Source organism: Isoptericola sp. NPDC056605 (assembly GCF_042792795.1).
Taxonomy (GTDB): domain Bacteria; phylum Actinomycetota; class Actinomycetes; order Actinomycetales; family Cellulomonadaceae; genus Isoptericola.
Genome location: NZ_JBHTVT010000009.1, coordinates 42,203 through 66,725, shown reverse-complemented (window position 1 = coordinate 66,725; position 24,523 = coordinate 42,203). Strand labels below are relative to the sequence as shown.

The window sequence follows — 24,523 nt, the reverse complement described above, 5'->3', positions numbered from 1 at the left end:
GCCGTGGGGTCAGCGCGCCTCGCCATCGTCGCGCCGGACGACGATCCACGCGAGCGCGGCCAGGGCCGCGACCCCGAGGGCCACGAGCCAGGACACCTGGCGACCCGAGAGCGCCCAGGCGGCGCACCCGACGGCGAGGGCGACCGCGACGACGACGCCGTCCCGCGCCAGGCCGTGGCGCAACGCCGCGAGCTCGACGCGATCCGTCGCGGCCACGTGGGACGCCCACCACCCGAGCCGCGTCACGACGTAGCCGAGCGGGGCGAGCCACAGCACCGCCGGGTCGAACGGCGCGGCGTGCGACCCGAGCAGCTCGAGGGCCGCCGTCACGAGGGCGACGTGCGCCGGGGCCGGCCCCGGGCGGACCGCGGCCCAGACGGCGACGACACCGGCGAGCACGAGGACCAGCTCGGTGATCAGGTCCGTCCGGACCCCGGCCGCCACCACGAGCGCGCCCACGGCGACGACGAACGCGGTGCGGAGCACCAGGCCGGGCAGGCTGCGCCCGACCTGGACGCGGACGACGGGCAGCGGGCGCCCCGTCTCGTACCGCGACCGCCACCAGGCACGGACCCGGGCGGGCAGGGTGCGCCTCATCGTGCTCCCACCGCCGGGCGCCGGTGCCGTTCGTCGGCACGGACGAGGGCCTCGAACCGGAGGGCGGCCTCCTGGCGCGCGTCGCCGGCCCAGCGCACGACGGGCACCCCCTCGGCCGCCATGCGCCGCAGCCGGTCGTCCCGCTCGGCCCGGGTGACGCGCCAGGCGAGGCGCATGTGCTCCTCGCGCGCCCCGCGCACCTCGGGCAGCGTGTCGACGAGCACGACGGGGTGCCCGACGGCGCGCCACGCCCGCACGAGCGCGAGCGGCTCGTCGTCGAGCACCGTGCTGAACAGGTACACGACGGCGTCCGCGGGGACCTGCGGCGCACGCAGCCGACGGGCGGGGGCGCCGACCGGGCTGCTCAGCGCGAGCGCGTGCAGCACGCGGCGCAGGTGTCGGCGGCCCGCGGCGGGGACGAGCGGTCGCCGGCGGCGGCCGAGGTCGTCCACGCCGACCCGGTCGCCGGCGGCGACGAGCGACGCGGCCACGGACGCGGCGGCGTGCCGGGCGAGGTCGAGGGACGTCGGCTCGTCGACGCGCTGCGGCCCGGTGCCGCGCCAGGTCCGCAGGTCGGGGCCGACGTCGTCGCGCGAGTCCACGACGAGCACGGCAGTCGCCTCGGCCGTGGCGTAGGTGCGCCGGACGTACAGCGTCGCGAGGTCGGGGGACCGCCGGGCGGTGGTGTGCCAGTCGATGCGGCGCAGACGGTCGCCGGGTGCGAAGGCGTGCACGTCGCGCAGCTCGTCGCCGTCCCCGAGCCGCCGGGACGTGTGCGGGCCCGTGAGCCCCCGCAGGCGCCGGGGCACGGGCACGCGTCCGAGCGGCATCGCGGTGGGGAGCACGAGCCGGTCGGGCGCGGTGACGGCGACGGGGTCCTCGGTCGTCGTGCCGCCGGCGCCGTACCCGCGCGCGTCGACGTGGAAGGTGCGCTGCGGGCCGGTGCGCACGGTGCTCAGCGTGAGGGGCAGGTCGCGCGGGCCGGCCGCCACCACGACCCCGGCCGTGCGGTGCCCGGGCGCGGAGACGCGGGCGTGCAGCAGCTCCGTCCCGGGTGCCGGGTCGAGGCGCAGGGCGGCGGTGAGCTCACCGGGCGCGGCGGCGACCGAGGTCGGGTCGATCGCGACGCCGGTGCCCCGCCGCGGCGCGCCGGCGCGCCACGCCCCGGGGCGGCCGGCCCACAGCGCGCCGAGGAGCGGGGCGACGCCGAGCAGGGCGACGTCGGCCCGGCCGGCGAGCAGGCCCAGGCCGAGGACGAGCACCCCGGCGCCGAGGCCGGCCGCGGCCTGCGGGCTGCGCCGCCACATCGTGCGGGGCGTGCCGCCGGTCATCCCCGCCGGCCCACCGTGGCGGGCCCGGGCACGGAGGCGAGGAGCTCCGACACGACGTCCTGGGCCCGGACCGCCGACGCCCATGCCGTCGGCGTGAGGGTGAGGCGGTGCGCGAGCACCGGGACCGCCACCCGCTTGACGTCCTCCGGCAGCACGAAGTCGCGGCCGTCGAGGACGGCGACCGCGCGGGCCAGCAGCAGGAGGTTCTGCGAGCCGCGGGGCGAGGCACCCACCTCGAGCGCCCCGTGGGTGCGCGTGGCGGCCGCGAGGTCGACGCAGTAGCCGGCGACGTCCGGGTCCACCTCGGTCGTCTCGACGCCGGCCTGCATGGCGAGGACGGCGGCGGCGTCGACGACGGGGCGCACGGGGGCCGCCTCCTGGCGCCGCGCGACGCGGCGCAGCAGCACGTCCCGCTCCTGGGCCCGGTCCGGGTAGCCCACCTCGAGCCGGACCATGAACCGGTCGAGCTGTGCCTCCGGGAGCGGGTAGGTGCCCTCGTACTCCACGGGGTTGGAGGTGGCCATGACGTGGAACGGGCGCGGCAGCGGCCGGCTGGCGCCGTCCACCGAGACCTGCCGCTCCGCCATCGCCTCGAGCAGCGCGGACTGCGTCTTCGGCGGGGTGCGGTTGATCTCGTCGGCGAGGAAGAGCCCCGTGAACACCGGGCCGGGGCGGAAGACGAACTCGCGGCTCGCCGGGTCGAACACCGACGAGCCGGTGATGTCGCTGGGCAGCAGGTCCGGGGTGCACTGGAGGCGCGCGAAGTCGAGGCCGAGGGCGGTGGCCAGCGAGCGGGCGGCGAGCGTCTTGCCGAGCCCGGGCACGTCCTCGAAGAGCACGTGGCCGCCCGCGAGCACGGTGGCCAGGGCGAGCTCGAGGGTGTCGCGCATGCCGACGACGGCCGTGCCGACCTCGTCGAGGACGCGTCGGCCCAGGGCCGCGACCTCCGTGACGGGGAGGGGGTGCTCCGGGCTGCTCGACCTGAGGTCGGCGGGCGGGTCGGCGGGCGGGTCGACGGTCATCTCGGGGGCCTTCCTGCGGGTCGGTCGGGGGGCGTGGGAGGTGCCGGTGCTGCGGCCGGTCGTGTCGTCGGCACCGGGATCGGCACGCTCGTCGGCACCGTGTCGATCGTGTCGATCGCGTCGAGCCAGCGGTGCACCTCGACCCGGCTCACGGGGCGGCGGGAGACGAGCCCGTCGACGACGTCCGTTCCGAGGAGGTGCGCGGCCGCCTCCGGGCCGCCGGGCGCGGCGAGGTCGACGCCCCGCTCGGCGAGCCGTGCCGCCGCGAGGTCCCGGACCCGGCGCAGCACGCGGTCGCCCACGGCGCCGCTGCGGGTGAACGTGGCCCAGCCCAGCTCGCTGACGTCGTTGCGCGCGCCCTCGCGACGGTCGTGGACGACGTCCGGCCACGGGGCCTCGTCCCCGTCGTCGAGGCGGCGCCACAGCACGACCGCCGTCGTGACCACGACGACGAGCAGGGCGGCGTGCAGCGGGTCGAGCACACCGGTCAGGGTGAGTGCCGCGCAGGCCGCGAGCGCCGGGAGGGCGACGGTGAGCAGGGCGCGCAGGGGTGCGGGGCGCGGTGGTCGGGTGCGGGTCATGGGTGCGGGGCGGGGTCGAGGGCGCGGGCGATGCGGGACAGGGCGGTGCGGGCGGCGTGGACGTCGTCGGGGTGCACGGGGCGGTCGGTGAAGCGGGCGTGCTGGTAGAGGCGGCGGAGGGTGTCCACGTCGGAGGCGGGGACGGCGTGGCCGTCGTCGCGGCGCGCGGTGAGGAGGCGGGCGGTGAACTCGGTCGGCGTCTGGGCGGGGTCGCGACGGGTGCCGTGCTCGGCGGCGGCGTCCTCGAGGGCGACCCAGGCGGCGACGACGGCGTCGTGCGGGGTGGCGGCGTCGTCGATGCGGGCGAGCGCGGTGGCGACGGCGTCCTGGAGCTCGGGCAGGGGGAGGTCGGTCACGGTGGCGGTGGTGGCGTGGCCGGGGGTGAGGCCGTCGCCGTCGTCGTCCTCGGGGGTGGCGAGGGCGCGGACGACGCGGCGGGCGAGGAGCCACAGGAGGGCGGCGACGAGAACGGCTCCGGCGACGGAGAGGGCGACGACGATCCAGGTGATGACGTCGTAGGAGGGCGGGGGCTGGTCCCCGGGGACGATGTCGCCGGGCATCTGGGGCTGGACGGGGTCGGAGACCGCGGGCCCGGGGAGGGCGACGTCGGGGAGGCGGAAGCGCCAGGGGGTGGCGGTGGCGGCGCCGAGCACGACGAGGAGGGCGAGGGCGGCCCCGGCGAGGGGCGCGAGGGCGCGGCGTGCTGCGTGCCGGGTCCGCGTCGGTGGGGCCATGCGCCGACGCTATCGGGTGGTGGCGTCCTCGTGGGTGCGGTGCTCGTGGCTGAGGTGCTCGGCGTGCACGCCGGCGACGGCGGCGGCGACGAACGCGGAGGGGTCGCCGTCGAGAGATCGGCCCATGGTGGACAGGCGGGCGGGGGAGCCGCGCAGGGCGTCGAGGAGGGCGGTGTCGGCGGCGACGTCGAGGACCCGGTGGTGGGCGGGGGCGTCGGCGAGGGTGGCGGCCTGGTCGTGGACCTGGCGGGTGAGCTCGGCGCCCCAGGTGGGCAGGGCCTCGAGGTCGGCGGTGGGGGCCGGTACGGGGACGTCGGCGGCCGCGAGCGCCACCCGGCCGTAGGCGGTGAGGCTGTGGTGGGAGACGCCGCGGTGGCGGTCGCGGGGGTCGGCGCCGGAGACGCGCAGGGAGGCGACGGGGCGTCCGCCGAGGGTGGCGGCGGCGTTGACGGCTTCTCCGGCGGCGACGCCGGAGAAGCCCCACCGGGTGCCGGTGCCGAGGTTGCCGGGGCCCTGGGTGAGGACGACGAGGTCGGCGCCCGCGACGTGGCGGGCGGCGAGGAGGCCGGTGTGCACGGTGACGGCCTCGAGGTCGCCGCCGAAGGCCTGGCCGACGGTGACGGTGGTGTCGAGCCATCCGGTGTCGCGGAGGGTGGCGACGGTGCGGGAGAAGGCGGCGGGCAGGGCGCCGCCGTCGGTCATCACGTAGGCGACGCGGGGGTGGCGTCTTCCGGCGAGGTCTGCGGCGTGGCGGGCGCCGGCGACGACGGCGGGCAGGGCGGAGTGCAGGTCGGCGACGACGACGGGCAGGCCGGTGAGGTCGTCGGCGTCGCGGAGCGTGTCGTGGTGGGTGGACTCCTGCTCGTCGACGCCGAGGACCATGGCCTGCAGGGGGGTGTAGCGGGCCTTGACGAGGTGGCCGGGTCCGGCGTGGGGGTCGGCGGGCAGGGCGGTGGCGTCTCCGGCGGGGCCGACGACGAGGGCGTACCCGCCGGTGCCGAGGCCGCGGGCGAGGGCGGAGACGTTGAGGAGGAGGCGGTCGCCGACGTCCGGGTCGCCGACGAGGGCGGTGTAGGCGAGGCCGCGGACCTCCCAGGGTGCGGTGGTGAGGTCGCGCGACGGCAGGGGGGTGTCGAGGCGGAGGGTGACCTCGCGGGCGCCGGTCCAGGCGGCGCCGCGGGCGGTGACGGTGCCGGTGCGCCATGTCACGTGCGAGGTCACGTGCGAGGTCACGTGCGAGGTGACGTGCCCGGTGGGCGCGTCGTCGCGGGCGTCGCGGGGCGTGCGGGGCTGGGGTTGGTTCGGCACTGTCGTCACCCACGAGAGGCTACCGGCGACTAGGTTGGTGCCGATGCCTGCGAACCCCGTGGACCCGGCCTCCGGCCCGCCCGTCGCCGCGCCGTCCGACCCTGCGCCGTCGTCGCGGGGCACCCCGCCGGCCGAGCGCCTGCTCAACCTCGTTATCGCGCTCGTGAACACGAGCGCGTCCATGACGAAGCAGCAGGTGCGCGCGGGGGTGGCGGGGTACGGCGACGCGCCGTCGACGGAGGCGTTCGAGCGGATGTTCGAGCGGGACAAGGACACGTTGCGGGCGCTCGGCATCCCGATCGTCACGGTGGACGGGGGCGGGCACAGCGACGAGGTCGGGTACCGCATCGACAACGACGCGTACGCGCTGGGCGCGGTGGACCTGACGCCGGCGGAGCTGGGCGTGGTGGCGCTGGCGGCGCAGCTGTGGTCGGACAAGACGCTTCGCACGGACATGTCGCGCGCGATGACGAAGCTGCGGGCGGCGGGCGCGGGGGAGGTCGCGGGGGACGCGGTGGCCGGGCTGGCACCGCGGGTGCGGGCGGCGGGCGACGCGTACGTGCCGCTGCTGGAGGCGGTCTCGGAGCGGCGGGACGTGTCGTTCCGGTACCGGGCGGCGAGCACGGGGCAGGAGCTGACGCGGCACGTGGAGCCGTGGCGCATCGCGGCGCGGGGCAGCGGCTGGTACCTGGTGGGCTTCGACCGGGCGCGCGGCGCGGCGCGGGTGTTCCGGCTGTCGCGGATCGCGGGCAAGGTGCGCGTGGGGTCGCAGGCGGGCGCGTTCGACGTGCCCGACGCTGTGGACGTGGACGCCATGCTCGGCGAGCGGGTCGGGGTGCCGCAGCGGGCGCGGCTGGCGGTGGTGCCGGAGCGGGCGCAGGCGCTGCGGGCGCGCGCGGTGCCCGTGGCCGACGGCGACGACGGGAGCCACGGGAACGGCGGCCAGGACGCGCGTCGTGCCGGCCGCCACGACGGGCGCGACCTGCTGGAGGTGGAGTTCCGCAGCCTGTCGGCGTTCGCGGACGAGGTGGCGGGGTACGGGCCGGCGGTGGTGGTGCTGGCGCCGCCCCAGCTGCGCGCGGACGTGCTGCGCCGCCTGGAGGCGGCCGCGGGGCTCGACGCCGGGGATGCGGGCACGGCAGGGGAGGCGACGGATGGCTGAGCGGGCCGACGACAGGCTGGTGCGGCTGCTGGGTCTGGTGGCGTTCCTCGACGGCGCGGGGCCGGTGCGGGTGGAGGAGCTCGCGGACCGGTTCGGGGTGACGCCGCGGCAGGTGCGCGAGGACGTGGACGCCCTGTGGGTGTCCGGCACCCCCGGGTACATGCCGGACGACCTCATCGACTTCGACGCGTTCTCGCTGGAGGACGGCGTCGTGACCCTGACGCAGGCGCGCGGCATGACGCGGCCGCTGCGGCTCGGCACGCGGGAGGCGGTGGCGCTCGTCGCCGCGCTGCGCGCGATGCACGCGTCGCCCGCGGTGCAGGCGGACCGGCGGCGGGCAGCCGTCGTCGCCTCCGCCCTGGACAAGCTCACCGCCGCGACCGGCGAGGCCGCGGGCGCCGTCGACGTGCAGCTCGAGGGCGAGGGCGACCCACGGGTGGTCGCGGCCGTCACGACCGCGCTCGCCGAGGGCCGTCGCCTGCACCTGCGGTACGTCAACGCGGCCGACGTCACCTCCGAGCGCGACGTCGACCCGCTGCGCCTGCTCACCCAGGACGGCGCCATGTACCTCGTGGGGTGGTGCCTGCGGGTGGACGGGCGTCGCACGTTCCGGGTGGACCGCATCCTCGACGCCCGGGTGCTCGACGAGCCGGTCGCCGAGCGTGACGTCGCCGTGGCGGGCGACCTGGGCGCCGACGTGTGGGCGTCCGTCGCGCACCGGGGCGCCCCGGCGGCGACGTTGCGGCTCGCGTCCGCGGCGCGGTGGGTCGCGGAGGAGGTGCCCGCCGAGTCCGTGCGCGACCTGCCCGACGGCACCGTCGAGGTGCGGCTGCGGGTCACGAACCCGGCGTGGCTGCGGCGCCTGCTGCTCGCCAACGCGCCCGACGTCGTCGCCGTCGACCCGCCCGACGTGGCGCACGACGTCGCGCACTCCGCCCGGACCGCCCTCGCCGCGTACGCGGCCACGACCGCCGACGAGACCGTAGGCTGACCCGCATGTGGGGCTGGATCTGGGCGGGGCTCGTCGTCGCGACCCTCGTGGGCGCGTTCTTCCTGGGCCGTCACCTGTGGCGCGCGGGGATGCGCGCCCTGCGTGAGGCGTCCCGCGCGGGAGAGGTGCTCGGGTCCGCGACGGACCGGATCTCCGCCGCCGTCGCCGAGGCCGAGGCGCACCGCGTCGACACGTCGCCCACCCTGTTCGACGACCCCGTCGTGCTGCGCGAGCGCGTCGCCGAGCGGCGCCGGCTCAAGGCCGAGCGGGCCGTGGCCCGCCGCGAGCGCCGGGCGGCGACGTGGCGCCGGTGGGAGTCCGAGAGCTGGCTGGCCGCGCGGAACGCCGACAAGGCGGCGCACGCCGACCTGAGGTCCCGCACCCCTGCGCGGAGGCGCTAGCCTCCGCATCACCGCCGCACCCCGTCGAGCGACGTTGCGTGACGTTGCGTGACGTGGAGCGTCACCGTGCACGCACACCGGGAGGGCACGATGACGTTCTTCGCACCGCAGACCTGGGACGGCACCGCGTACGTCGGTGGCTGGACCCGCCTGGCCGGGACGCGGCCCGTCGTGTCGCCGGCGACGGGGGCCACGCTCGCCACCGTGGAGGACGCGTCCCCGACCGACCTCGACCGGGCGGTCGGGACGGCGTGCTGCCCGACGTCGACGTGGCGGCCGCGGCGTCCTGCAGGGCTACCCGTTCTGACCGGAACTGCGACCGGAACTGCGACCGGAACGTTGTTCGGAGCGATGATGGGGACGTGTCGTCACCCGAACGTCACCTTCGCCGCCGCGGGGACCCACTAGGGTTGACCCCGACACACCCCGCCCACGGGCGGACGAGAACGAGGAGCCATTCTCATGGGCATGCTCAAGCCCTGGCACATCATCGTGCTGGTGGTCGTGATCCTGCTGCTGTTCGGGGCGCGCAGGCTCCCTGACCTGGCGCGCAGCGTCGGCCAGTCGCTGAAGATCTTCAAGAAGGAGGTCAAGGACCTCACGGACGACGGCAAGCTCAACGACTCGAACGAGCCGTCCGACGACTCGACGACGACGTCGCCGTCGACCTCCGGTCCTGCCACCTCCGCCACGCAGGCGCCCCCCGCCTCCGCGGGCGGCCAGGAGCAGATCCCGGGTCTCATCGACCCGAAGCAGCCGCGGGCGTAGTCGGTGCCCGGAGACACCCGGGACCCCGAGGGGCGCATGCCCCTGCGCGAGCACCTGCTGGAGCTGCGCAAGCGGCTCTTCCTCGCCGCGTGCGGCCTCGTCGTGGGTGCGGTCGCCGGATGGGTCCTGTACGAACCGCTGCTCTCCGCGCTGCAGGCGCCCCTCGAGGTCGCCGCGCTCGAGCAGGGCAAGACGATCGCGCTCAACTTCACGGGCATGGCGTCGGCGCTCGACATGAAGATCAAGGTCTCGCTCTTCCTCGGCGTCATCGTGACGTGCCCGTGGTGGCTCTACCAGCTGTGGGCCTTCGTGACCCCCGGGCTGACGAGGCGGGAGAAGGGGTACGCCTACGGGTTCCTTGGCGCCGCGGTGCCCCTCTTCCTCGGCGGCGCCGCGCTGGCCTGGTGGGTGCTCCCGCACGCCGTGGACATCCTGGCCGGCTTCGTGCCCGACGGGGCGGTGAACTTCACCGACGCGCAGGGGTACCTCAGCTTCGTCATGCGCCTCGTGCTGGCGTTCGGCATCGCGTTCGTGTCGCCGGTGTTCCTCGTCGGCCTCAACATGGCCGGGGTGCTGCGGCACGAGACGCTCGCCAAGGGCTGGCGGTGGGCGGTGCTCGTCGCGTTCGTGTTCGCGGCCGTGATGACGCCGACGCCCGACGCGCTGACGATGATCTTCGTGGCCCTGCCGATCTGCGTGCTGTACTTCGGGGCCCTCGGGATCTGCGTGCTGCACGACCGGCGCGTCGACAAACGCAGGGTCGCCCCCACTGTCTGAGCCGGACCCGCACGGGGGGAGCACGCGCGCGCGTCGCCTGGGCGTGGTCGTGAACCCGACCGCGGGCAAGGGGCGTGCCGCGTACGCCGGGGAGGGCGTGCTGGCCGGGCTGCGCCGGGCGGGGCACGACGTCGTCGACCTGTCCGGTCCCGACGCGGACGCCGCGCTGGCGCGGGCCCGTGCCGCCGTCGACGGGACGGGCCTGCCCGTGGACGCGCTCGTCGTGGTGGGCGGCGACGGCATGGTGCACCTGGGGGCGCAGGCCGTCGCCGGCACCGGGGTCCCGCTGGGGATCGTGCCGGTCGGCACCGGCAACGACTTCGCCGCCACCCTCGGGCTGCCCGTGCGCGACCCCGCGGCGGCGGGCGCCGCGCTGTGCCGGGCGCTGGACGCCGGCCCCGCGGGCCGTCGCCCCGTCGACGCCGCGCTCGCGACGGGCCCCGGCCTCGCCGGCGGCCCGCGCTGGCTGGCGGGCGCCGTCTCGGCCGGCCTCGACGCCGCCGTGAACGCCCGCGCGAACCGGCTGCGCCACCCGCGCGGCAGCGCCCGGTACACCGTGGCCGCCGCGCTCGAGCTCGTGCGCTACCGCCCCTGGTCGTACCGGCTGACGTTCGACGGCGTCGTCGAGGGCCCCGGGCTGCGCCTGCGGCCCGGACCGGCGGGAACCGCGACGTGGACGGGCCGCGCCGCGCTCGTCACCGCGGCGAACGGGCCGCAGATCGGCGGGGGCATCCGCGTCGCCCCGTCGGCCTCCCTCGACGACGGCCTGCTGGACGTGCTGGTCGCCACCGACCTGTCGAAGGCGGGCGCGCTCGCCGTCTTCCCGAGCATGTTCACCGGCGGGCACGTGCGGCGTCGCAAGGTGCACGTCGTGCGGGCGCGAGCGGTGACGATCGAGCCCGGGCCTGAGGCCTGGGTCGCGGGCGAGCGTCCCCTGCCGGTCGCGCACGCGGACGGCGAGCGGCTCGGGGCGCTGCCGCTGCGCGTCGAGGTGCGGGCCCGCGCCCTGCAGGTGCTGGTCGAACCACGCTGAGGGGGCGCGCCACGAATCGCCCCGGGGTGCCGCACGGACCCCGGGTCGACGACGCCTAGGCTGATGACATGACCCCTCGTTCCCGTCCCGGCTCCGGCTCGCGCGCCGGCACGCCCGACGGCACCGGCACCCTCACCCCCGCGGAGCGGTACGCCGCGTCGCGGGAGCGCAGCGCGCGCGACAAGGCCGACGCCGAGGGCGAGCTGCGGCTGTTCCGCCAGGAGGTCGGGTTCGAGCTCGACCCGTTCCAGGTGGACGCGTGCGTCGCGCTCGAGGAGGGCCGCGGGGTGCTGGTCGCCGCACCCACCGGCGCCGGCAAGACGGTGGTCGGGGAGTTCGCCGTCCACCTCGCCCTCGCGCGCGGCGGCAAGGCGTTCTACACGACGCCGATCAAGGCGCTGAGCAACCAGAAGTACACCGACCTCGTCGCCCGGCACGGCGCCGCGAACGTGGGACTGCTCACCGGGGACACGTCCATCAACGCGGGCGCGCCCGTGGTCGTCATGACCACCGAGGTGCTGCGCAACATGCTCTACGCGGGGTCGTCCGCCCTCGACGGGCTGGCGTACGTCGTCATGGACGAGGTGCACTACCTCGCCGACCGGTTCCGCGGCCCGGTGTGGGAGGAGGTCATCATCCACCTGCCCGACCACGTGCAGCTCGTGTCCCTGTCCGCGACGGTGTCGAACGCGGAGGAGTTCGGCGACTGGCTCGCCACCGTGCGCGGCGACACGGCCGTGGTCGTCAGCGAGCGCCGGCCCGTGCCGCTGTGGCAGCACGTGGTCGTCTCGGCGCCGGAGCCGCGCGGCGTGCCGCGCCTCATGGACCTGTACGCGGGGCACGTGGACCCGACCGATCCCGGCACGAACCCGCCGATCAACCCGGACCTGCAGGCGATGTTCCGCGTGTCGGCGCGGGCGGAGTCGGGCCACGGCCGGCACGGGCACCGGGGGCGCGGCGACCGCGGGTACCGGGGCCGGGGCGGAAACCGGCCGGGCGCCGGCGGGCCCGTGGCGCACCGTCGCACGCCGCCGCGGTTCGCCGTCGTGGACTCCCTCGACGCGGACGCGCTGCTGCCCGCCATCTACTTCATCTTCTCCCGCGCGGGCTGCGACGGGGCGGTGCAGCAGTGCCTGCGCGCGGGCCTGCGGCTGACGAACGCGGAGGAGGAGGCGCGGATCCGGCGGGTGGTGGAGGAGCGCACCGCCACGATCCCGACCGAGGACCTCGACGTGCTCGGGTACTGGTCGTGGGCCGAGTCCCTGTCGCGCGGCATCGCCGCGCACCACGCGGGCATGCTGCCGGTGTTCAAGGAGACCGTGGAGGAGCTGTTCTCCCGCGGCCTGGTGAAGGTCGTGTTCGCCACCGAGACGCTGGCGCTGGGCATCAACATGCCCGCCCGGTCGGTGGTGCTGGAGAAGCTGGTGAAGTGGGACGGCACCGCGCACCAGCCGGTGACGCCAGGGGAGTACACGCAGCTCACCGGCCGGGCGGGGCGGCGCGGGATCGACGTCGAGGGGCACGCCGTCGTCGTCGACCACACGGGCCTCGACCCGGTGGCGCTGGCGGGGCTCGCGTCCAAGCGGCTGTACCCGCTGCGGTCCAGCTTCCGGCCCACGTACAACATGGCGGTCAACCTGGTGGGCCAGGTGGGCCGTGAGCGGGCGCGCGACGTGCTGGAGACGAGCTTCGCGCAGTTCCAGGCCGACCGGGGCGTGGTCGGCCTGGCGAAGCAGGCGCAGGCGCACGCGGAGGCCATGGAGGGGTACGCCGAGGCGATGGCGTGCGACCGGGGCGACTTCGCGGAGTACATGGGGCTGCGGCGCGCCATCAAAGACCGCGAGAAGGAGCTGTCGCGCGCCGCGTCGGGGGCCCGGCGCGCCGACGCGGTCGCGTCGTTCGAGAAGCTGCGTCGGGGCGACGTGGTCGAGGTGCCGTCCGGGCGGCGGCGCGGGTACGTCGTCATCCTGGACGCGGGCCGCGACGACCGGGGCTTCGACGGACCGCGGCCCACCGTGCTCACCCAGGAGAAGCAGGTCAAGAAGCTCACCCTCGCGGACGCGCCGGGCGGCGTGGAGGTGGTCGGCGTGGTGCGCATCCCGAAGGGGTTCAACCCGCGCCGCCCCGACCAGCGACGCGACCTGGCCTCGAGCATGCGCAACGCGCTCGGCGCGTTCTCGGGCGACGGCGGCTCCGGCCGGCACCCCGGGCGACGCGACGGTGGGCAGGCCGGACGGCGCGGTGACGCGGCGTCCGACGCCGAGCTGCAGCGCCTGCGCGCGGCGCTGCGCGCCCACCCGTGCCACGGCTGCCCGGACCGCGACGACCACGCCCGCTGGGCGGAGCGGTGGGAGCGGCTGCGCGCCGAGCACGAGCAGCTGGTGCGCCGCGTCGAGGGTCGCACCGGGTCGATCGCCCGCACGTTCGACCGCACCTGCGACGTGCTGACGCGGCTGGGCTACCTGGCCCGCACCGGCGAGGACGCCTCCTCGCCGGACCGCGACGGCGGAGAGCCGGGGACGCTGGCGGTCACGGACGACGGGCGGTGGCTGGGCCGCCTGTACGCGGAGGACGACCTGCTCCTCGCGGAGTGCCTGCGCCGCGGCATCTGGGACGAGCTGGACGCGCCCGGGCTGGCGGCCGCGGTGTCGACGGTCGTGTACTCGGGGCGCCGCGAGGAGGCGTCCGAGCCGTTCGTGCCGGGCGGGCCGCACGGGCGGCTCGCCCTCGCGCTGGACGCCACCACCCGGGCCTGGTCCGAGGTGACCGACCTCGAGGCGGCGCACCGCCTGGAGGCGACGGGCCCCCTGGACCTGGGCCTGGTCGCCCCGGTGCACCGGTGGGCGTCCGGGAAGAACCTCGACGCGGTGCTGCGCGGCACGGACGTGGCGGCGGGGGACTTCGTGCGCTGGTGCAAGCAGGTGCTCGACGTGCTGGACCAGCTGGCGAAGGCCGCCCCGCGTCCCGCGCTGCGGGCCACGGCGCGCAAGGCGCAGACCGCCGTGCTGCGCGGCGTCGTCGCCTACTCCAGCGTGTGACGGCAGCGGGCCGGCGGCGGCGACCCGCTGCCGGCTTGTGCGGATGTGAGGAATCCGTGCGGCCGGTGTGGGGGTGCGGTGGGCGCCCGCCCGGGGCGGTGCCATAGAGTGCAGGCCGTGACGTCCACCCTGTACCGCAACGGAGTCGTCCACTCGCCCGCCGACCCGTTCGCCGAGGCCCTGCTCGTCGACGACGGCGTCGTGACCTGGCTCGGCGCCGAGGACACCGCCGCCGGCCTCGCGGCCCGCGCGGACCGCGTGATCGACCTGGACGGCGCGCTCGTGGCCCCCGGGTTCGTCGACGCGCACGTCCACCTGCTGGAGACCGGCCTGGCGGCCGGGTCCGTCGACCTCACCGCCGCCGGCGGGGTGACGTCGCTCGCCGCGGCGCTCGACGCCCTCGCCCGGGGCGCGCGCGAGCTGGACGCCGCCGACCCGGGCGGCGAGGAGGTGCTCCTCGCGTTCGGGTGGGACGAGCAGACCTGGCCCGAGCGGCGCGCCCCCACGGCCGACGAGGTCGACGCCGCCTGCGGCGGGCGGCGCGTGTACGCGGCACGGGTCGACGGCCACTCTGCCGTCGTGTCCGGGTCGTTCGCCCGCGCGGCGGGCCTCGACCGGACCCTCGGCTGGGAGGCGTCCGGGATGGTCACCTCCGACGCCCACCACGCCGCGGCCGCCGCCGTGCGGCAGGTCTCGCCCGCGCGCCGCACCCGCGCGTACCGGCGCGCCCTCGCGGACGCCGCCGCCCGCGGCATCGTCGGCGTGCACGAGATGAGCGAGCCCACCATGGACACCCGCGAGGGGCTCGCGGAGCTCGTGGCGCTCACCGCGGACCCGGCGGGCGGGCTGCCGCACGTCGTCGCGTACCGGGGCGAGCTGTGCGCGACGGCCGACGACGCGCGCCAGATGCTCGCCGAGCTGCCGTTCCTCACCGGCATCGCCGGTGACCTGTGCGCGGACGGGTCGATCGGCTCGCGCACCGCGGCGCTGCGCCACCCGTACAGCGACCTGCTCGCCGCGCCGGGCGCCGCCGAGCCCACGGGCCGCCTCTTCCTCACGGGCGAGGACATCGCCGCGCACCTGGCCGCCTGCTCGACCGCGGGCACGCAGGGCGGGTTCCACGTCATCGGCGACCGTGCCATGGACGAGGTGGTGCGCGGGCTGGAGCTCGCCGCGACCGAGCACGGCGCGAGCCTGCTGCGCTCCGGCCACCACCGCCTCGAGCACGCCCTGTTCGTGGACGCGTCCGCCCTCGCCGCGCTGCTGCTGTACGGGGTGGCGCTGTCCGTGCAGCCCGCGTTCGACGCCGCCTGGGGCGGCAGCCTCGGCATGTACGCGACGCGGCTCGGTCCGGGGCGCGCGTCGACCCTGTCCCCGTTCGCGGACCTCGCCGGGGCGGGCGTGCCGCTCGCGTTCGGCTCCGACACCCCCGTCACTCCGCTCGACCCGTGGCAGGCGGTGCGCGCCACCCTCACCCACGAGGACACTATGCAGCGCATCTCCGCGCGGGCCGCGTTCCGCGCCCACACCCGCGGCGGGTGGCGGCTCGCCGGGCTGGACCACACCGGCGCGGGCGAGCTGCGCGTCGGCGCGCCCGCACACCTGGCGGTCTGGCGCGCGGACACCCTGTCCGTCCAGGCGCCCGGCGACCGCCTGTCGGCGTGGAACCCGGAGGCGCGCGCCGGTCAGCCGCTCCTGCCCGACCTGTCCGAGGGTGAGCCCGACCCCGTGTGCCTGCAGACCGTGCGCGACGGCGTCGTCCTGCACGACACCTTCGACTGACCCGGACCGGGAGATGCCTTCGAGCACGCGATCCGTCGCGACAACCGGCCGGTTCCCGAAACCGATCGCATGCTCGAAGGGCGCCGGGCGGCCTGACGACGGCCCGCGGTCACGTACCCTGCGGGGGTGTCGCACGTGAGCCCCAGCCCGGTCGAAGAGCCCTCCGACGGGGGAGCCGCCCCCGGCGTCGAGGACGGCCGTGACGAGAGCCGTGACGAGGGCGCCGTGCCACGCGCGACGACGCCGGCCGACCGGTGGGCGAGCCGCCCCGCGACCCTGCTGCTCGCGGTGGCGTCCGGAGCCGCGCTGTGGGCGTCGTTCCCGGACGTCGGGGCGTGGGCGCTCGCGTTCGTCGGCGTCGCGCTGCTGTTCGCCGCGCTGCGCCGTGAGGGCCGCCGGGCGGCCGGCTGGAACTTCCTCGTCGGCCTCGTCACCGGACTGACCTTCTGGCTCCCGCACATCTGGTGGGCGAACTTCGCCACGGACACGGTGCCCTGGGTGGCGCTGTCCGTGCTGGAGACCCTGTTCCTCGCCGCGTTCGGGGCGCTGTGGACGTGGGCGCGCCGGTGGCGCTGGGTGCGCCGGCACGCCGTCGCGCAGGCCGCCGTGTTCGCGGTCGTCTTCGTCGCGGTGGAGCAGTGGCGCTCCGAGATCCCGTTCGGCGGCTTCCCGTGGGGCCGCCTCGCGTGGGCGATGGCCGGCGCGCCGACGGGGCGCGCCGCCTGGCTGGGCGGCACCACCCTCGTGTCCCTGCTCGTCGCGGTGGCGGGCGTGCTGCTCGCGCTCGCGGTCGGGCGCCTGCTGCGCACGCCGTGGCGGGACGCCCGACGGCGGGCACGGTCGGCCGCGAGCGCCGGCGCGTTCGTCGTCGCCGCGGCCGCCCTCGTCGTCGTGCCGCTGCTGCTGCCGCTGGCGCACGACCCGGGCACGCGCGAGGTGACGGACGCCGACGACCCGGGCCGCGCGGGCACGGTCGTCGACGCGGGCACGGGCACGGCCGAGGCGGGCGTGCTGCGCGCCGGGGCGGTGCAGGGCAACGTGTCCGAGCCGGGGGAGGGGTCGTTCGCGAACCGCGCGGAGGTGCTGAACAACCACCTGGACGGCACGTACGCGATCGCGGACGAGCAGGCGGCGGGCGCGTTCGGCGACGAGCCGGGCGACGCCGTCGACGTGGTGCTGTGGCCGGAGAACGGCTCGGACCTGGACCCGCAGACGACGCCGGAGGTGGGCGCGGCGATCGACGACGCGGCGACGGCGGTGGGCGCGCCGATCCTCGTGGGCGCGCAGGAGTGGCCGGACACCGGCGGGCGGTACAACGTGGCGCTGCTGTGGGAGCCGGGCGAGGGGGTCACCCAGCGGTACGCGAAGCAGCACCCGGCGCCGTTCGGGGAGTACATCCCGATCCGCGGGTTCGTGCGCCTGTTCAGCTCGCAGGTGGACCGCGTGACGACGGACATGATCCCCGGCACGGAGCCTGCGGTGGTCGACCTGCCGGTCGACGGCGCGGCGATCGGGCACGGCACGGGGGAGTCGACGGTGCCGATGGCGACCGTGATCTGCTTCGAGGTGGCGTACGACGAGATCGTGCGGGACGCGGTGCAGCGGGGCGCGCAGGTGCTGGTGGTGCCGACGAACAACGCGTCGTTCGGCTACACGGCGGAGTCCACGCAGCAGCTCGCGATGACGCGGCTGCAGGCGATCACGACGGGCCGGGCGGCGGTGCAGGTCTCCACGGTGGGGGTGAGCGGCGTCGTCGCGCCGGACGGGACGCTCGTGGCGCGCACGCAGCTGTTCACGCCCGACCACTGGGTGGCGGACCTGCCGCTGCGCACGGAGCTGACGCCGGCGGTGCGGGCGGGATATTGGCCCGGCTGGGCCGTGGGTGCGGCGGCGGTCGTCCTCGTCGTCGGGGGGATCGTGTCCGCGGCCCGGGCGCGGCGCGGCTGACGGCGCGGCTGACGGCGGGGGACGACGAAGGGCGGGCACCCGGTGGGGTGCCCGCCCTTCGTGATCGTCCGCGTCAGGCGCTGCGGCGCAGCTTGCCGGCGCGCAGCAGCTCGAGGCGCTCGTCGAGGAGCTCCTCCAGCTCGGCGACGGTGCGGCGCTCGAGCAGCATGTCCCAGTGGGTGCGCTGCGGCTTGCCGGGCTTCACCTCGGGGCGCTCGGCGTCGCGCAGGAGCGCCTCCTCGCCGCACCGGCACTCCCACACCGGCGGCACCTCGGCCTCGGTGGAGAAGGGGAGGATGATGGTGTGACCGTTGGGGCAGTCGTAGTGGGCCTGGAACCGCGGGGCGAAGTCCACGCCCTCGTCGGACTCCATGCTCTTGCTGCCGATGCTCATGCCGCGCAGGGACCGGTCGGGCATGTCGTCCTCCTGGAGGTCGGTGGGAAGGGGCCTGAGGTTCCAACGCGGCCCTGCCGGGGGATGTTCCGGCGGGCCGTGAAGGTCCCGTGAAGCACGGTCCACACCCGGTGCCGCGGACCGGGAGAACGGTCGGACAGGATGGCGGTGGACGTGACGGTTGCACCCAGGCTGGCCAGTCGGCGCGCCGTGCGCAACTCGAGACCGCCCTGCGGGCACCCTTTGTGCGCGACGTCACGCGCCCCCCGGGGTCAGGGCCGGGAACAACCGGGCCAGGGCCGCGGTTCACCGGCATGTACATGCAAATGCATGGACCTGGACCTCGGTCCAGGCTCCACCGCAGAGTCCACGAGCAGGGAGCGCAGCCGTGCAGTTCGGAATCTTCTCCGTCAGCGACGTCACCACCGACCCCACGACGGGCCACACCCCGGACGACACCGAGCGGGTGCGCGACATGCTCACCATCGCGCGGCACGCCGACGAGGCGGGCCTGGACGTCTTCGCCACCGGCGAGCACCACAACCCGCCGTTCGTGGCGTCGTCGCCCACGACGATGCTCGGCTACCTGGCCGGCTTCACGAAGCACATCACCCTGTCGACGGCGACCACGCTGATCACGACGAACGACCCGGTGCGTCTCGCCGAGGAGTACGCGATGCTCCAGGTCATCTCCGACGGGCGCATGGACCTCATGATGGGCCGCGGCAACACCGGCCCCGTGTACCCGTGGTTCGGGCAGGACATCCGCCAGGGCATCCCGCTCGCGATCGAGAACTACGCGCTGCTGCGCCGCCTGTGGACCGAGGACGTCGTGGACTGGGAGGGCAAGTTCCGCACCCCGCTGCAGGGCTTCACCTCCACCCCGCGGCCGCTGGACGGCGTGCCGCCGTTCGTGTGGCACGGCTCGATCCGCAGCCCCGAGATCGCCGAGCAGGCCGCGTTCTACGGCGACGGGTTCCTGCACAACAACATCTTCTGGCCGATGCACCACACCCGGCAGATGGTGCGCTTCTACCGGCAGCGGTTCGAGCACTACGGGCACGGGCGTGCCGACCAGGCGATCGTCGGGCTCGGCGGGCAGGTGTTCATGCGCAAGCGGTCGCAGGACGCGTGGAACGAGTTCCGGCCCTACTTCGACGAGGCCCCCGTGTACGGGCACGGCCCGTCGATGGAGGACTTCACGCGCGAGACGCCGCTGACGGTCGGCTCGCCGCAGCAGGTCATCGACCGGTACGCGTCGTTCGTCGACGAGGTGGGCTACTACCAGCGCCAGCTGTTCCTCGTGGACCACGCGGGCCTGCCGCTGAAGACCGTGCTCGAGCAGATCGACCTGCTCGGCGAGGAGGTCGTGCCCGAGCTGCGCAAGATCGTCGAGGCCAAGCGCCCCGCCGACGACGTCCCGCTGAACCCGCCGACGCACGCCGAGCGCGTGGCCGCCGCCCGCGCGGCGGGCGAGGCCGGCGCCACCCACGTCGGCGACACCTCGGACCCGTACACCGGTACCGTTGCCGAGGGCACCCAGCCCGCCGGATCGCAGGAGGCACGCGCATGACCACCCCGTTCACCCCCGCCGGGTCGCTGCCCGGCACGGCCGGCGAGCGCACGCTCGCCGTCGTCTCGGCGGGCCTGTCCCAGCCGTCGTCGACGCGCCTGCTGGCCGACCGGCTCGCGGACGCCACCGTGCGGGAGCTGGAGGACGCCGGTCACACGGTCCGGGTGGAGACGATCGAGCTGCGCGACCTCGCGCACGCCGTCGTCGACGCGATGCTCACCCGGTTCCCGACCGGCGACCTGGCCCGGGCGCTGGAGACCGTGACCGGCGCGGACGGGCTCATCGCCGTCTCGCCCGTGTTCACCACGAGCTACTCGGGGCTGTTCAAGTCCTTCTGGGACGTCGTCGACCCCGACTCGGTGACCGGCATGCCGGTCCTGCTCGGCGCCACGGGCGGCACCGCCCGCCACTCCCTGGCGTTGGAGTACACGATGCGGCCGCTGTTCACCTACCTGCGCGCGGACGTCGTGCCGACCAGCGTGTTCGCCGCCACCGACGACTGGGCCGCGAGCGCCGACGACCCGGGCGCCGGCCTGCCGAAGCGGATCGCCCGCGCCGGGCGCGACCTGGCGCAGCGGGTGGCGCGCCGCGAGAACGACGGCCCGGTCGACCCGTTCGCCGCGACGCCGAGCTTCACGGAGCTGCTCGGCGGCAGCTGACCCGACCAGGCCGATCGGGAGCGCGCACGGGCCCGGCCCGGGGTGCGGACGCCCGTCCGACGACGGGGCCCGACGCCCTAGGCTGGGCCCATGCGCGTTCTCGTCTCCGGCGGCGCCGGGTACATCGGCTCCCACACCGTCCTGTCCCTCGTGGCCTCCGGGCACGACGTCGTCGTGGTGGACGACTTCTCCAACAGCAAGCCCACGGTGATGGGCCGCCTGGAGTCGCTGTCCGGGGCGCACGTGCCGGTGCACGCGATCGACCTCACGGACGCGGAGAAGACCGAGCTCCTGTTCGCGCACGAGAAGTTCGACGCCGTCGTGCACTTCGCCGGCTTCAAGGCGGTGGGCGAGTCCGTGGCCAAGCCGCTGGAGTACTACCGCAACAACCTCGACTCCACGCTCTCGCTGCTGGAGGCGATGCGCCGCCACGACGTCCCGCGCCTGGTGTTCTCCTCCTCGGCGACCGTGTACGGGGAGAAGGCGCCCGTGCCCTACCGCGAGGACTACGAGTACCTGTCGTCGTCGTCCCCGTACGGGCAGACGAAGGTGATGATCGAGCGCATCATGGCCGACGCCGCGGTCGCCGTCGGCGGGCTCAAGGTCGCGCTGCTGCGGTACTTCAACCCGGTGGGCGCGCACCCGTCGGGGCAGATCGGGGAGGACCCGCAGGGCATCCCGAACAACCTCATGCCGTTCCTCGCGCAGGTCGCCGTCGGCAAGCGCGACAAGCTCGTCGTGTTCGGCGACGACTACCCGACGGCCGACGGCACGTGCGAGCGCGACTACCTGCACGTCGAGGACCTCGCCGCGGGGCACGTGGCCGCGCTGGACCACCTGGACGCGATGGCCGAGCCCGTGCGTGCCTTCAACCTCGGCACCGGGACCGGCACGTCCGTGCTGCAGATGCTGCACGCGTTCGAGCGGGCCGTGGGCCGCGAGCTGCCCTACGAGGTCGGGCCGCGCCGTGCGGGCGACCTCGCCGCCTTCTGGGCCGACCCGACGCGGGCGCAGACCGAGCTCGGGTGGCGCGCGGTCAAGACGATCGACGACATGTGCGCCGACACCTGGCGCTGGCAGTCCGAGAACCCCCGCGGCTTCCCCGGCGCCTGACCCGGCCCAGCTCGCCCGTCGGCACCACCCCGGCGCACTCTTGCGGGTCCCCCGGGGGCGGGCGAGGATGACCCCATGCCCGACCACGCGAGCGAGCGGACCGACCTGCGGTGGGACCCGGGTGCCCGCTACCGGCCCTCCGTGCTCGCGGGCCTGCCGTCGCTGAAGCCCGCGCCCGCCGCGCCGGCGCCGAGCACCCCGTCGGCGCACCGGCTCGCGGGGCGGCTGCGCCGCGGCCCGGTGACTCGCACGGCGGTGTTCGACCGCGACCTGTGGCGGCCCGTGCAGCACGTGACCACGGGCCTGGTGCGCGTGGTCGGGCGCGCCCTGGGCCGCTGAGCGCCGGCGCGTCCCGACGTGTCACGACGTGAGCTGGTCGTGCTCGGCACGGCGAGCATGGTGCCCACCCGCACGCGCAACCACAACGGGTACGTCCTGTTCTTCGACGAGGCGGCGGTCCTGTTCGACCCGGGCGAGGGCACGCAGCGGCAGATGACGTTCGCGGGCGTGTCCGCCACCGACCTCACCCGCATCGCGATCACCCACCTGCACGGCGACCACTCCCTCGGCCTGGCCGGCGTCACGCAGCGCCTGTCGGGGGACCAGGTGCGCCACACCGTGCCGATCTCCTTCCCCGCCTCCGGCGAGCCGTGGGTGCGCCACCTGCTCGACGCGAGCGCCTACGACCACCACGAACGGGTCGCCCTGCAGCCCGTGGCCTTCCCCGCCACCTCCGGCGCCCGCCGGGGCGAGGACCAGGTCGTGACCCTGCCCCGCGTGGACGGCGAACGCGGCGCCGGTCCCGACGCCCCGACGCTCACCGCCCGCCCGCTGGACCACCGCGTCGACACCGTCGGCTACCGCCTGGACGAGCCGGACGGCGTCTCCCTGGACCCGGCGGCGCTCGCGGCCGCGGGCGTCCCGCCGGGCCCGGCGGTGGGGCGGCTGCTGCGCGACGGCGTCCTGGTCCTCGACGACGGCCGCACCGTGCGCCGCCAGGCGGTGTCCGCGCCGCGGCGCGGGCAGTCGGTCGCGTTCGTCATGGACACCCGGCTGTGCGACGCGGTGGGGGAGCTCGCCGACGGCGTGGACCTGCTGGTCGTCGAGTCGACGTTCCTGCACCGGGACGCCGACCTGGCCGCCCGCTGGGCGCACCTCACCTGCCGGCAGGCCGCGATCGTCGCCGCCCGAGCCGGCGTACGCCACCTCGTGCTCACGCACTTCTCCCAGCGCTACCGCGTGCCCGACGAGCTGCCCGCCGCGTTCGAGCGCGAGGCGCGCGAGGTGTTCGACGGCGGCCTCACCGTCGCGGCCGACCTCGACCGCGTCCCGCTCCCGCCGCGCCACCGCCCCTGACCTCGCCCTGACCCCGGCCTCGACCCCGGCCTCGCCCTGACGCTGCGCCCACCACGATCGGACCGGCGCGGGAGGCTCAGAGGACGGCGGCGACGTCCACGTGGTCGAGGGAGTGCGCCTCCGCGACCCCCGCGTTGGTGACGGCGCCGGCGTGCACGTTGAGGCCGTGCGCGAGCACCGGGTCGCGGCGCAGGGCCTCGCGCCAGCCGTGGTCCGCGAGCGCCACGGCGTACGGCAGCGTCACGTTCGTCAGCGCGTACGTGGAGGTGCGCGGCACGGCGCCGGGCATGTTCGCCACGCAGTAGAAGACCGTGTCGTGCACCCGGAACGTGGGGTCGGCGTGCGTCGTGGGGCGGGAGTCCTCGAAGCAGCCGCCCTGGTCGATCGCGATGTCCACGAGGACGGCGCCCGGCCGCATGCGTGCCACGACGTCGTTCGCCACCAGCACGGGCGCCTTCGCGCCGGGGACCAGGACGGCCCCGACCACCAAGTCCGCCTCGAGCACGGCCTCGGTGAGGGTGAGCTTGTTCGAGGCGAGGGTCTGCACGCGTCCGCCGAGCTCCCGGTCGGCGGCCTTGAGCGCGTCCGCGCTGGTGTCCAGGAGGGTGACGCGCGCGCCGAGCCCGACCGCGATCCGGGCGGCGTTCATGCCCGAGACGCCCGCGCCGATGACCACCACGTGCCCGGCGGGCACGCCGGGCACCCCGCCGAGCAGGACGCCGCGCCCGCCCGCGGCCCGCAGCAGGGTCGCGGCCCCGACCTGCGGGGCGAGCCGCCCCGCGACCTCCGACATGGGGGCCAGCAGCGGCAGCCGCCCGTCGGGGGTCTGCACCGTCTCGTACGCGACGGCCGTCACGTCGCGGGCCAGCAGCTCCTCGGTGAGCGCCTTGTCGGCCGCGAGGTGCAGGTAGGTGAACAGCACCAGCCCCGGCCGCAGCCGGTGGTACTCCTGCGCGACCGGTTCCTTGACCTTGAGCACCGTGTCGGCGCCGGCCCACACCTCGTCGGCGTCCGCGACGACGCCCGCACCGGCGGTGCGGTACTCGTCGTCGGTGATCGCGGACCCCGCCCCGGCGCCCGCCTCCACGACGACGTCGTGCCCGCGGGCGACGAGCTCGTGCACTCCGGCCGGCGTGATGGCCACCCGGTACTCGTGGTTCTTGACTTCCTTCGGGACGCCGATGCGCATGGGTGGGCCCGCCTTCGTGGCTCGGCACCGTTCCCCGGCTCGTGGCCGGGGGAACGGTGGGTGCGTGGCGCGGGACGTGTGACCCCGCTCACGTCCCAGTCTGACGGGACGATTCGGTCCCGCGCCACGAATCCGTACATCCTTCGGTAGATTGCCAGTATGCCGACACGACGCCCGGCTCGGCCCGGCGCACAGCAGCCTCGAGCGAAGGATGTTCGATCCGCGGACCGGCGCGGCCAGGACGGCCGCACGCAGGAGGTCCGGCCAGACCCGTCGTGGGGCCTGGAGCGGCGTGGCCCCGCGCCCGCGCGGCTGGACGACGTCGACCAGCGGCTCCTCGCGGCGCTCGCGGACGACGCGCGCCTGCCGAACAACGCGCTCGCGGCGCGGGCCGGGATCGCCCCCTCCACCTGCCTGACGCGGGTGCGGCAGCTGCGCGAGCGCGGCGTGATCCGCGGCTTCCACGCGGACGTCGACCCGGCGCGCACGGGGCACCCCCTGCAGGCGATGATCGCGGTGCAGATGCGCGGCGCGGCCCGCACCCGCCTCAGCGGCTACCTGCAGCGCCTCGCCGAGCTGCCCGGCGTGCTGAACGTCTTCCTGCTGGGCGGCGCGCACGACTTCTTCGTGCACGTCGCCGCGGCGGACTCCGACGCCCTGAACGAGTTCGTCATCGAGCACCTGTCCACCGACCCGGACGTCGCGCTCACCGAGACCAACCTCATCTTCCAGCACGCGCGGGCGAGCTGGTACTGACGGTCAGCCTG

General features: G+C 76.0%; 23 protein-coding genes. 15 read left to right on the top strand and 8 right to left on the bottom strand.

Translation table 11 applies throughout. The features are described from left to right. Positions 1 to 9: 9 nt before the first annotated feature. The 6 genes from ACFQ8Y_RS11205 to ACFQ8Y_RS11180 are packed head-to-tail and all read right to left on the bottom strand — an operon-like array spanning position 10 to position 5,474. A complete protein-coding gene (locus ACFQ8Y_RS11205) occupies positions 10 to 597 on the bottom strand; it encodes a hypothetical protein (RefSeq protein ID WP_430551930.1) in 588 nt (195 codons plus the stop codon). Next, positions 594 to 1,928, bottom strand: a complete 1,335-nt coding sequence (locus tag ACFQ8Y_RS11200; protein ID WP_430551929.1) for a DUF58 domain-containing protein — start codon at positions 1,926 to 1,928, stop codon at positions 594 to 596. The genes ACFQ8Y_RS11205 and ACFQ8Y_RS11200 overlap by 4 nt, the downstream gene beginning before the upstream one ends. Then, entirely contained in the window at positions 1,925 to 2,950 is a 1,026-nt protein-coding gene (locus ACFQ8Y_RS11195) for an AAA family ATPase (protein ID WP_430585491.1), read from the bottom strand. Before ACFQ8Y_RS11195 ends, ACFQ8Y_RS11200 begins: the two co-directional genes overlap by 4 nt. Continuing rightward, positions 2,947 to 3,531 (bottom strand): hypothetical protein, encoded by a 585-nt coding sequence (locus ACFQ8Y_RS11190; protein ID WP_430585490.1) that lies wholly within the window; start codon positions 3,529 to 3,531, stop codon positions 2,947 to 2,949. The genes ACFQ8Y_RS11195 and ACFQ8Y_RS11190 overlap by 4 nt, the downstream gene beginning before the upstream one ends. Continuing rightward, positions 3,528 to 4,265, bottom strand: coding sequence for a DUF4129 domain-containing protein (locus tag ACFQ8Y_RS11185; RefSeq protein ID WP_430585489.1), 738 nt, complete (start codon positions 4,263 to 4,265; stop codon positions 3,528 to 3,530). Before ACFQ8Y_RS11185 ends, ACFQ8Y_RS11190 begins: the two co-directional genes overlap by 4 nt. 9 nt (positions 4,266 to 4,274) lie before the next feature. Further along, positions 4,275 to 5,474: a DUF3866 family protein gene (locus tag ACFQ8Y_RS11180; protein WP_430585549.1), complete on the bottom strand. Its 1,200-nt coding sequence runs from the start codon at positions 5,472 to 5,474 to the stop codon at positions 4,275 to 4,277. 142 nt (positions 5,475 to 5,616) lie between these two features. Between ACFQ8Y_RS11180 and ACFQ8Y_RS11175 the strand changes: the two genes are divergently transcribed. The 9 genes from ACFQ8Y_RS11175 (at position 5,617) to lnt (ending at position 17,472) form a co-directional block, all read left to right on the top strand. Beyond that, on the top strand, positions 5,617 to 6,735 hold the full coding sequence (locus tag ACFQ8Y_RS11175) for a helix-turn-helix transcriptional regulator (protein WP_430585488.1): 1,119 nt from the start codon (positions 5,617 to 5,619) through the stop codon (positions 6,733 to 6,735). Beyond that, the gene (locus ACFQ8Y_RS11170) at positions 6,728 to 7,726 is read left to right on the top strand and encodes a helix-turn-helix transcriptional regulator (RefSeq protein ID WP_430562486.1); all 999 of its coding nucleotides are present in this window, start codon (positions 6,728 to 6,730) and stop codon (positions 7,724 to 7,726) included. The genes ACFQ8Y_RS11175 and ACFQ8Y_RS11170 overlap by 8 nt, the downstream gene beginning before the upstream one ends. A gap of 5 nt (positions 7,727 to 7,731) precedes the next feature. After that, positions 7,732 to 8,127, top strand: a complete 396-nt coding sequence (locus tag ACFQ8Y_RS11165) for a hypothetical protein (protein WP_430585487.1) — start codon at positions 7,732 to 7,734, stop codon at positions 8,125 to 8,127. Between the two features lie 462 nt (positions 8,128 to 8,589). Next, positions 8,590 to 8,895 carry a Sec-independent protein translocase subunit TatA gene (gene tatA / locus ACFQ8Y_RS11160; protein WP_430551922.1) on the top strand — a complete coding sequence of 102 codons (306 nt, stop codon included), beginning with the start codon at positions 8,590 to 8,592 and terminating at the stop codon, positions 8,893 to 8,895. A gap of 36 nt (positions 8,896 to 8,931) precedes the next feature. Further along, positions 8,932 to 9,672, top strand: a complete 741-nt coding sequence (tatC, locus tag ACFQ8Y_RS11155) for a twin-arginine translocase subunit TatC (protein WP_430552016.1) — start codon at positions 8,932 to 8,934, stop codon at positions 9,670 to 9,672. 49 nt (positions 9,673 to 9,721) lie between these two features. Continuing rightward, a complete protein-coding gene (locus tag ACFQ8Y_RS11150) occupies positions 9,722 to 10,705 on the top strand; it encodes a diacylglycerol/lipid kinase family protein (protein ID WP_430551921.1) in 984 nt (327 codons plus the stop codon). Between the two features lie 68 nt (positions 10,706 to 10,773). After that, complete coding sequence (locus ACFQ8Y_RS11145; RefSeq protein WP_430585486.1) at positions 10,774 to 13,743, top strand: DEAD/DEAH box helicase; 2,970 nt, start codon at positions 10,774 to 10,776, stop codon at positions 13,741 to 13,743. Positions 13,744 to 13,860: 117 nt separating this feature from the next. Next, a complete protein-coding gene (locus ACFQ8Y_RS11140) occupies positions 13,861 to 15,525 on the top strand; it encodes an amidohydrolase (protein WP_430585485.1) in 1,665 nt (554 codons plus the stop codon). A 126-nt stretch (positions 15,526 to 15,651) separates the two neighbouring features. Continuing rightward, positions 15,652 to 17,472: an apolipoprotein N-acyltransferase gene (gene lnt / locus ACFQ8Y_RS11135; RefSeq protein WP_430585484.1), complete on the top strand. Its 1,821-nt coding sequence runs from the start codon at positions 15,652 to 15,654 to the stop codon at positions 17,470 to 17,472. Positions 17,473 to 17,545: 73 nt separating this feature from the next. On the opposite strand, the gene ACFQ8Y_RS11130 is transcribed toward lnt, so the two are convergent. Further along, entirely contained in the window at positions 17,546 to 17,890 is a 345-nt protein-coding gene (locus tag ACFQ8Y_RS11130) for an RNA polymerase-binding protein RbpA (protein ID WP_079575180.1), read from the bottom strand. A 364-nt stretch (positions 17,891 to 18,254) separates the two neighbouring features. Here ACFQ8Y_RS11130 and ACFQ8Y_RS11125 point away from each other — a divergent pair, with 364 nt between their 5' ends. From ACFQ8Y_RS11125 to ACFQ8Y_RS11105, 5 genes are all read left to right on the top strand, one after another. Next, a complete protein-coding gene (locus ACFQ8Y_RS11125; RefSeq protein ID WP_430585483.1) occupies positions 18,255 to 19,439 on the top strand; it encodes an LLM class flavin-dependent oxidoreductase in 1,185 nt (394 codons plus the stop codon). Further along, the gene (locus ACFQ8Y_RS11120; RefSeq protein WP_430585482.1) at positions 19,436 to 20,098 is read left to right on the top strand and encodes an FMN reductase; all 663 of its coding nucleotides are present in this window, start codon (positions 19,436 to 19,438) and stop codon (positions 20,096 to 20,098) included. Before ACFQ8Y_RS11125 ends, ACFQ8Y_RS11120 begins: the two co-directional genes overlap by 4 nt. Positions 20,099 to 20,188: 90 nt before the next feature. Continuing rightward, positions 20,189 to 21,211, top strand: a complete 1,023-nt coding sequence (gene galE, locus ACFQ8Y_RS11115) for a UDP-glucose 4-epimerase GalE (RefSeq protein ID WP_430585481.1) — start codon at positions 20,189 to 20,191, stop codon at positions 21,209 to 21,211. Positions 21,212 to 21,286: 75 nt separating this feature from the next. Further along, positions 21,287 to 21,550 carry a hypothetical protein gene (locus ACFQ8Y_RS11110; protein ID WP_430585480.1) on the top strand — a complete coding sequence of 88 codons (264 nt, stop codon included), beginning with the start codon at positions 21,287 to 21,289 and terminating at the stop codon, positions 21,548 to 21,550. 18 nt (positions 21,551 to 21,568) lie between these two features. Next, positions 21,569 to 22,567, top strand: coding sequence for a ribonuclease Z (locus ACFQ8Y_RS11105; RefSeq protein WP_430551913.1), 999 nt, complete (start codon positions 21,569 to 21,571; stop codon positions 22,565 to 22,567). A 76-nt stretch (positions 22,568 to 22,643) separates the two neighbouring features. On the opposite strand, the gene ald is transcribed toward ACFQ8Y_RS11105, so the two are convergent. Continuing rightward, entirely contained in the window at positions 22,644 to 23,756 is a 1,113-nt protein-coding gene (ald, locus tag ACFQ8Y_RS11100) for an alanine dehydrogenase (protein ID WP_430562495.1), read from the bottom strand. 159 nt (positions 23,757 to 23,915) lie between these two features. Here ald and ACFQ8Y_RS11095 point away from each other — a divergent pair, with 159 nt between their 5' ends. Beyond that, positions 23,916 to 24,512 (top strand): Lrp/AsnC family transcriptional regulator, encoded by a 597-nt coding sequence (locus tag ACFQ8Y_RS11095; RefSeq protein ID WP_430585479.1) that lies wholly within the window; start codon positions 23,916 to 23,918, stop codon positions 24,510 to 24,512. The last annotated feature ends 11 nt before the right edge of the window (positions 24,513 to 24,523 follow it).

Coding starts and splice junctions, on each gene's coding strand:
- tatC (WP_430552016.1), top strand. CDS start 8,932: ATGCCCCTGCGCGAGCACCTGCTGGAGCTGCGCAAGCGGCTCTTCCTC.
- ACFQ8Y_RS11165 (WP_430585487.1), top strand. CDS start 7,732: ATGTGGGGCTGGATCTGGGCGGGGCTCGTCGTCGCGACCCTCGTGGGC.
- ACFQ8Y_RS11185 (WP_430585489.1), bottom strand. CDS start 4,265: ATGGCCCCACCGACGCGGACCCGGCACGCAGCACGCCGCGCCCTCGCG.
- ACFQ8Y_RS11095 (WP_430585479.1), top strand. CDS start 23,916: ATGCCGACACGACGCCCGGCTCGGCCCGGCGCACAGCAGCCTCGAGCG.
- galE (WP_430585481.1), top strand. CDS start 20,189: ATGCGCGTTCTCGTCTCCGGCGGCGCCGGGTACATCGGCTCCCACACC.
- ald (WP_430562495.1), bottom strand. CDS start 23,756: ATGCGCATCGGCGTCCCGAAGGAAGTCAAGAACCACGAGTACCGGGTG.
- ACFQ8Y_RS11175 (WP_430585488.1), top strand. CDS start 5,617: ATGCCTGCGAACCCCGTGGACCCGGCCTCCGGCCCGCCCGTCGCCGCG.
- ACFQ8Y_RS11205 (WP_430551930.1), bottom strand. CDS start 597: ATGAGGCGCACCCTGCCCGCCCGGGTCCGTGCCTGGTGGCGGTCGCGG.
- ACFQ8Y_RS11110 (WP_430585480.1), top strand. CDS start 21,287: ATGCCCGACCACGCGAGCGAGCGGACCGACCTGCGGTGGGACCCGGGT.
- ACFQ8Y_RS11145 (WP_430585486.1), top strand. CDS start 10,774: ATGACCCCTCGTTCCCGTCCCGGCTCCGGCTCGCGCGCCGGCACGCCC.
- ACFQ8Y_RS11190 (WP_430585490.1), bottom strand. CDS start 3,531: ATGACCCGCACCCGACCACCGCGCCCCGCACCCCTGCGCGCCCTGCTC.
- ACFQ8Y_RS11130 (WP_079575180.1), bottom strand. CDS start 17,890: ATGCCCGACCGGTCCCTGCGCGGCATGAGCATCGGCAGCAAGAGCATG.
- ACFQ8Y_RS11195 (WP_430585491.1), bottom strand. CDS start 2,950: ATGACCGTCGACCCGCCCGCCGACCCGCCCGCCGACCTCAGGTCGAGC.
- ACFQ8Y_RS11120 (WP_430585482.1), top strand. CDS start 19,436: ATGACCACCCCGTTCACCCCCGCCGGGTCGCTGCCCGGCACGGCCGGC.
- ACFQ8Y_RS11200 (WP_430551929.1), bottom strand. CDS start 1,928: ATGACCGGCGGCACGCCCCGCACGATGTGGCGGCGCAGCCCGCAGGCC.
- ACFQ8Y_RS11170 (WP_430562486.1), top strand. CDS start 6,728: ATGGCTGAGCGGGCCGACGACAGGCTGGTGCGGCTGCTGGGTCTGGTG.
- tatA (WP_430551922.1), top strand. CDS start 8,590: ATGGGCATGCTCAAGCCCTGGCACATCATCGTGCTGGTGGTCGTGATC.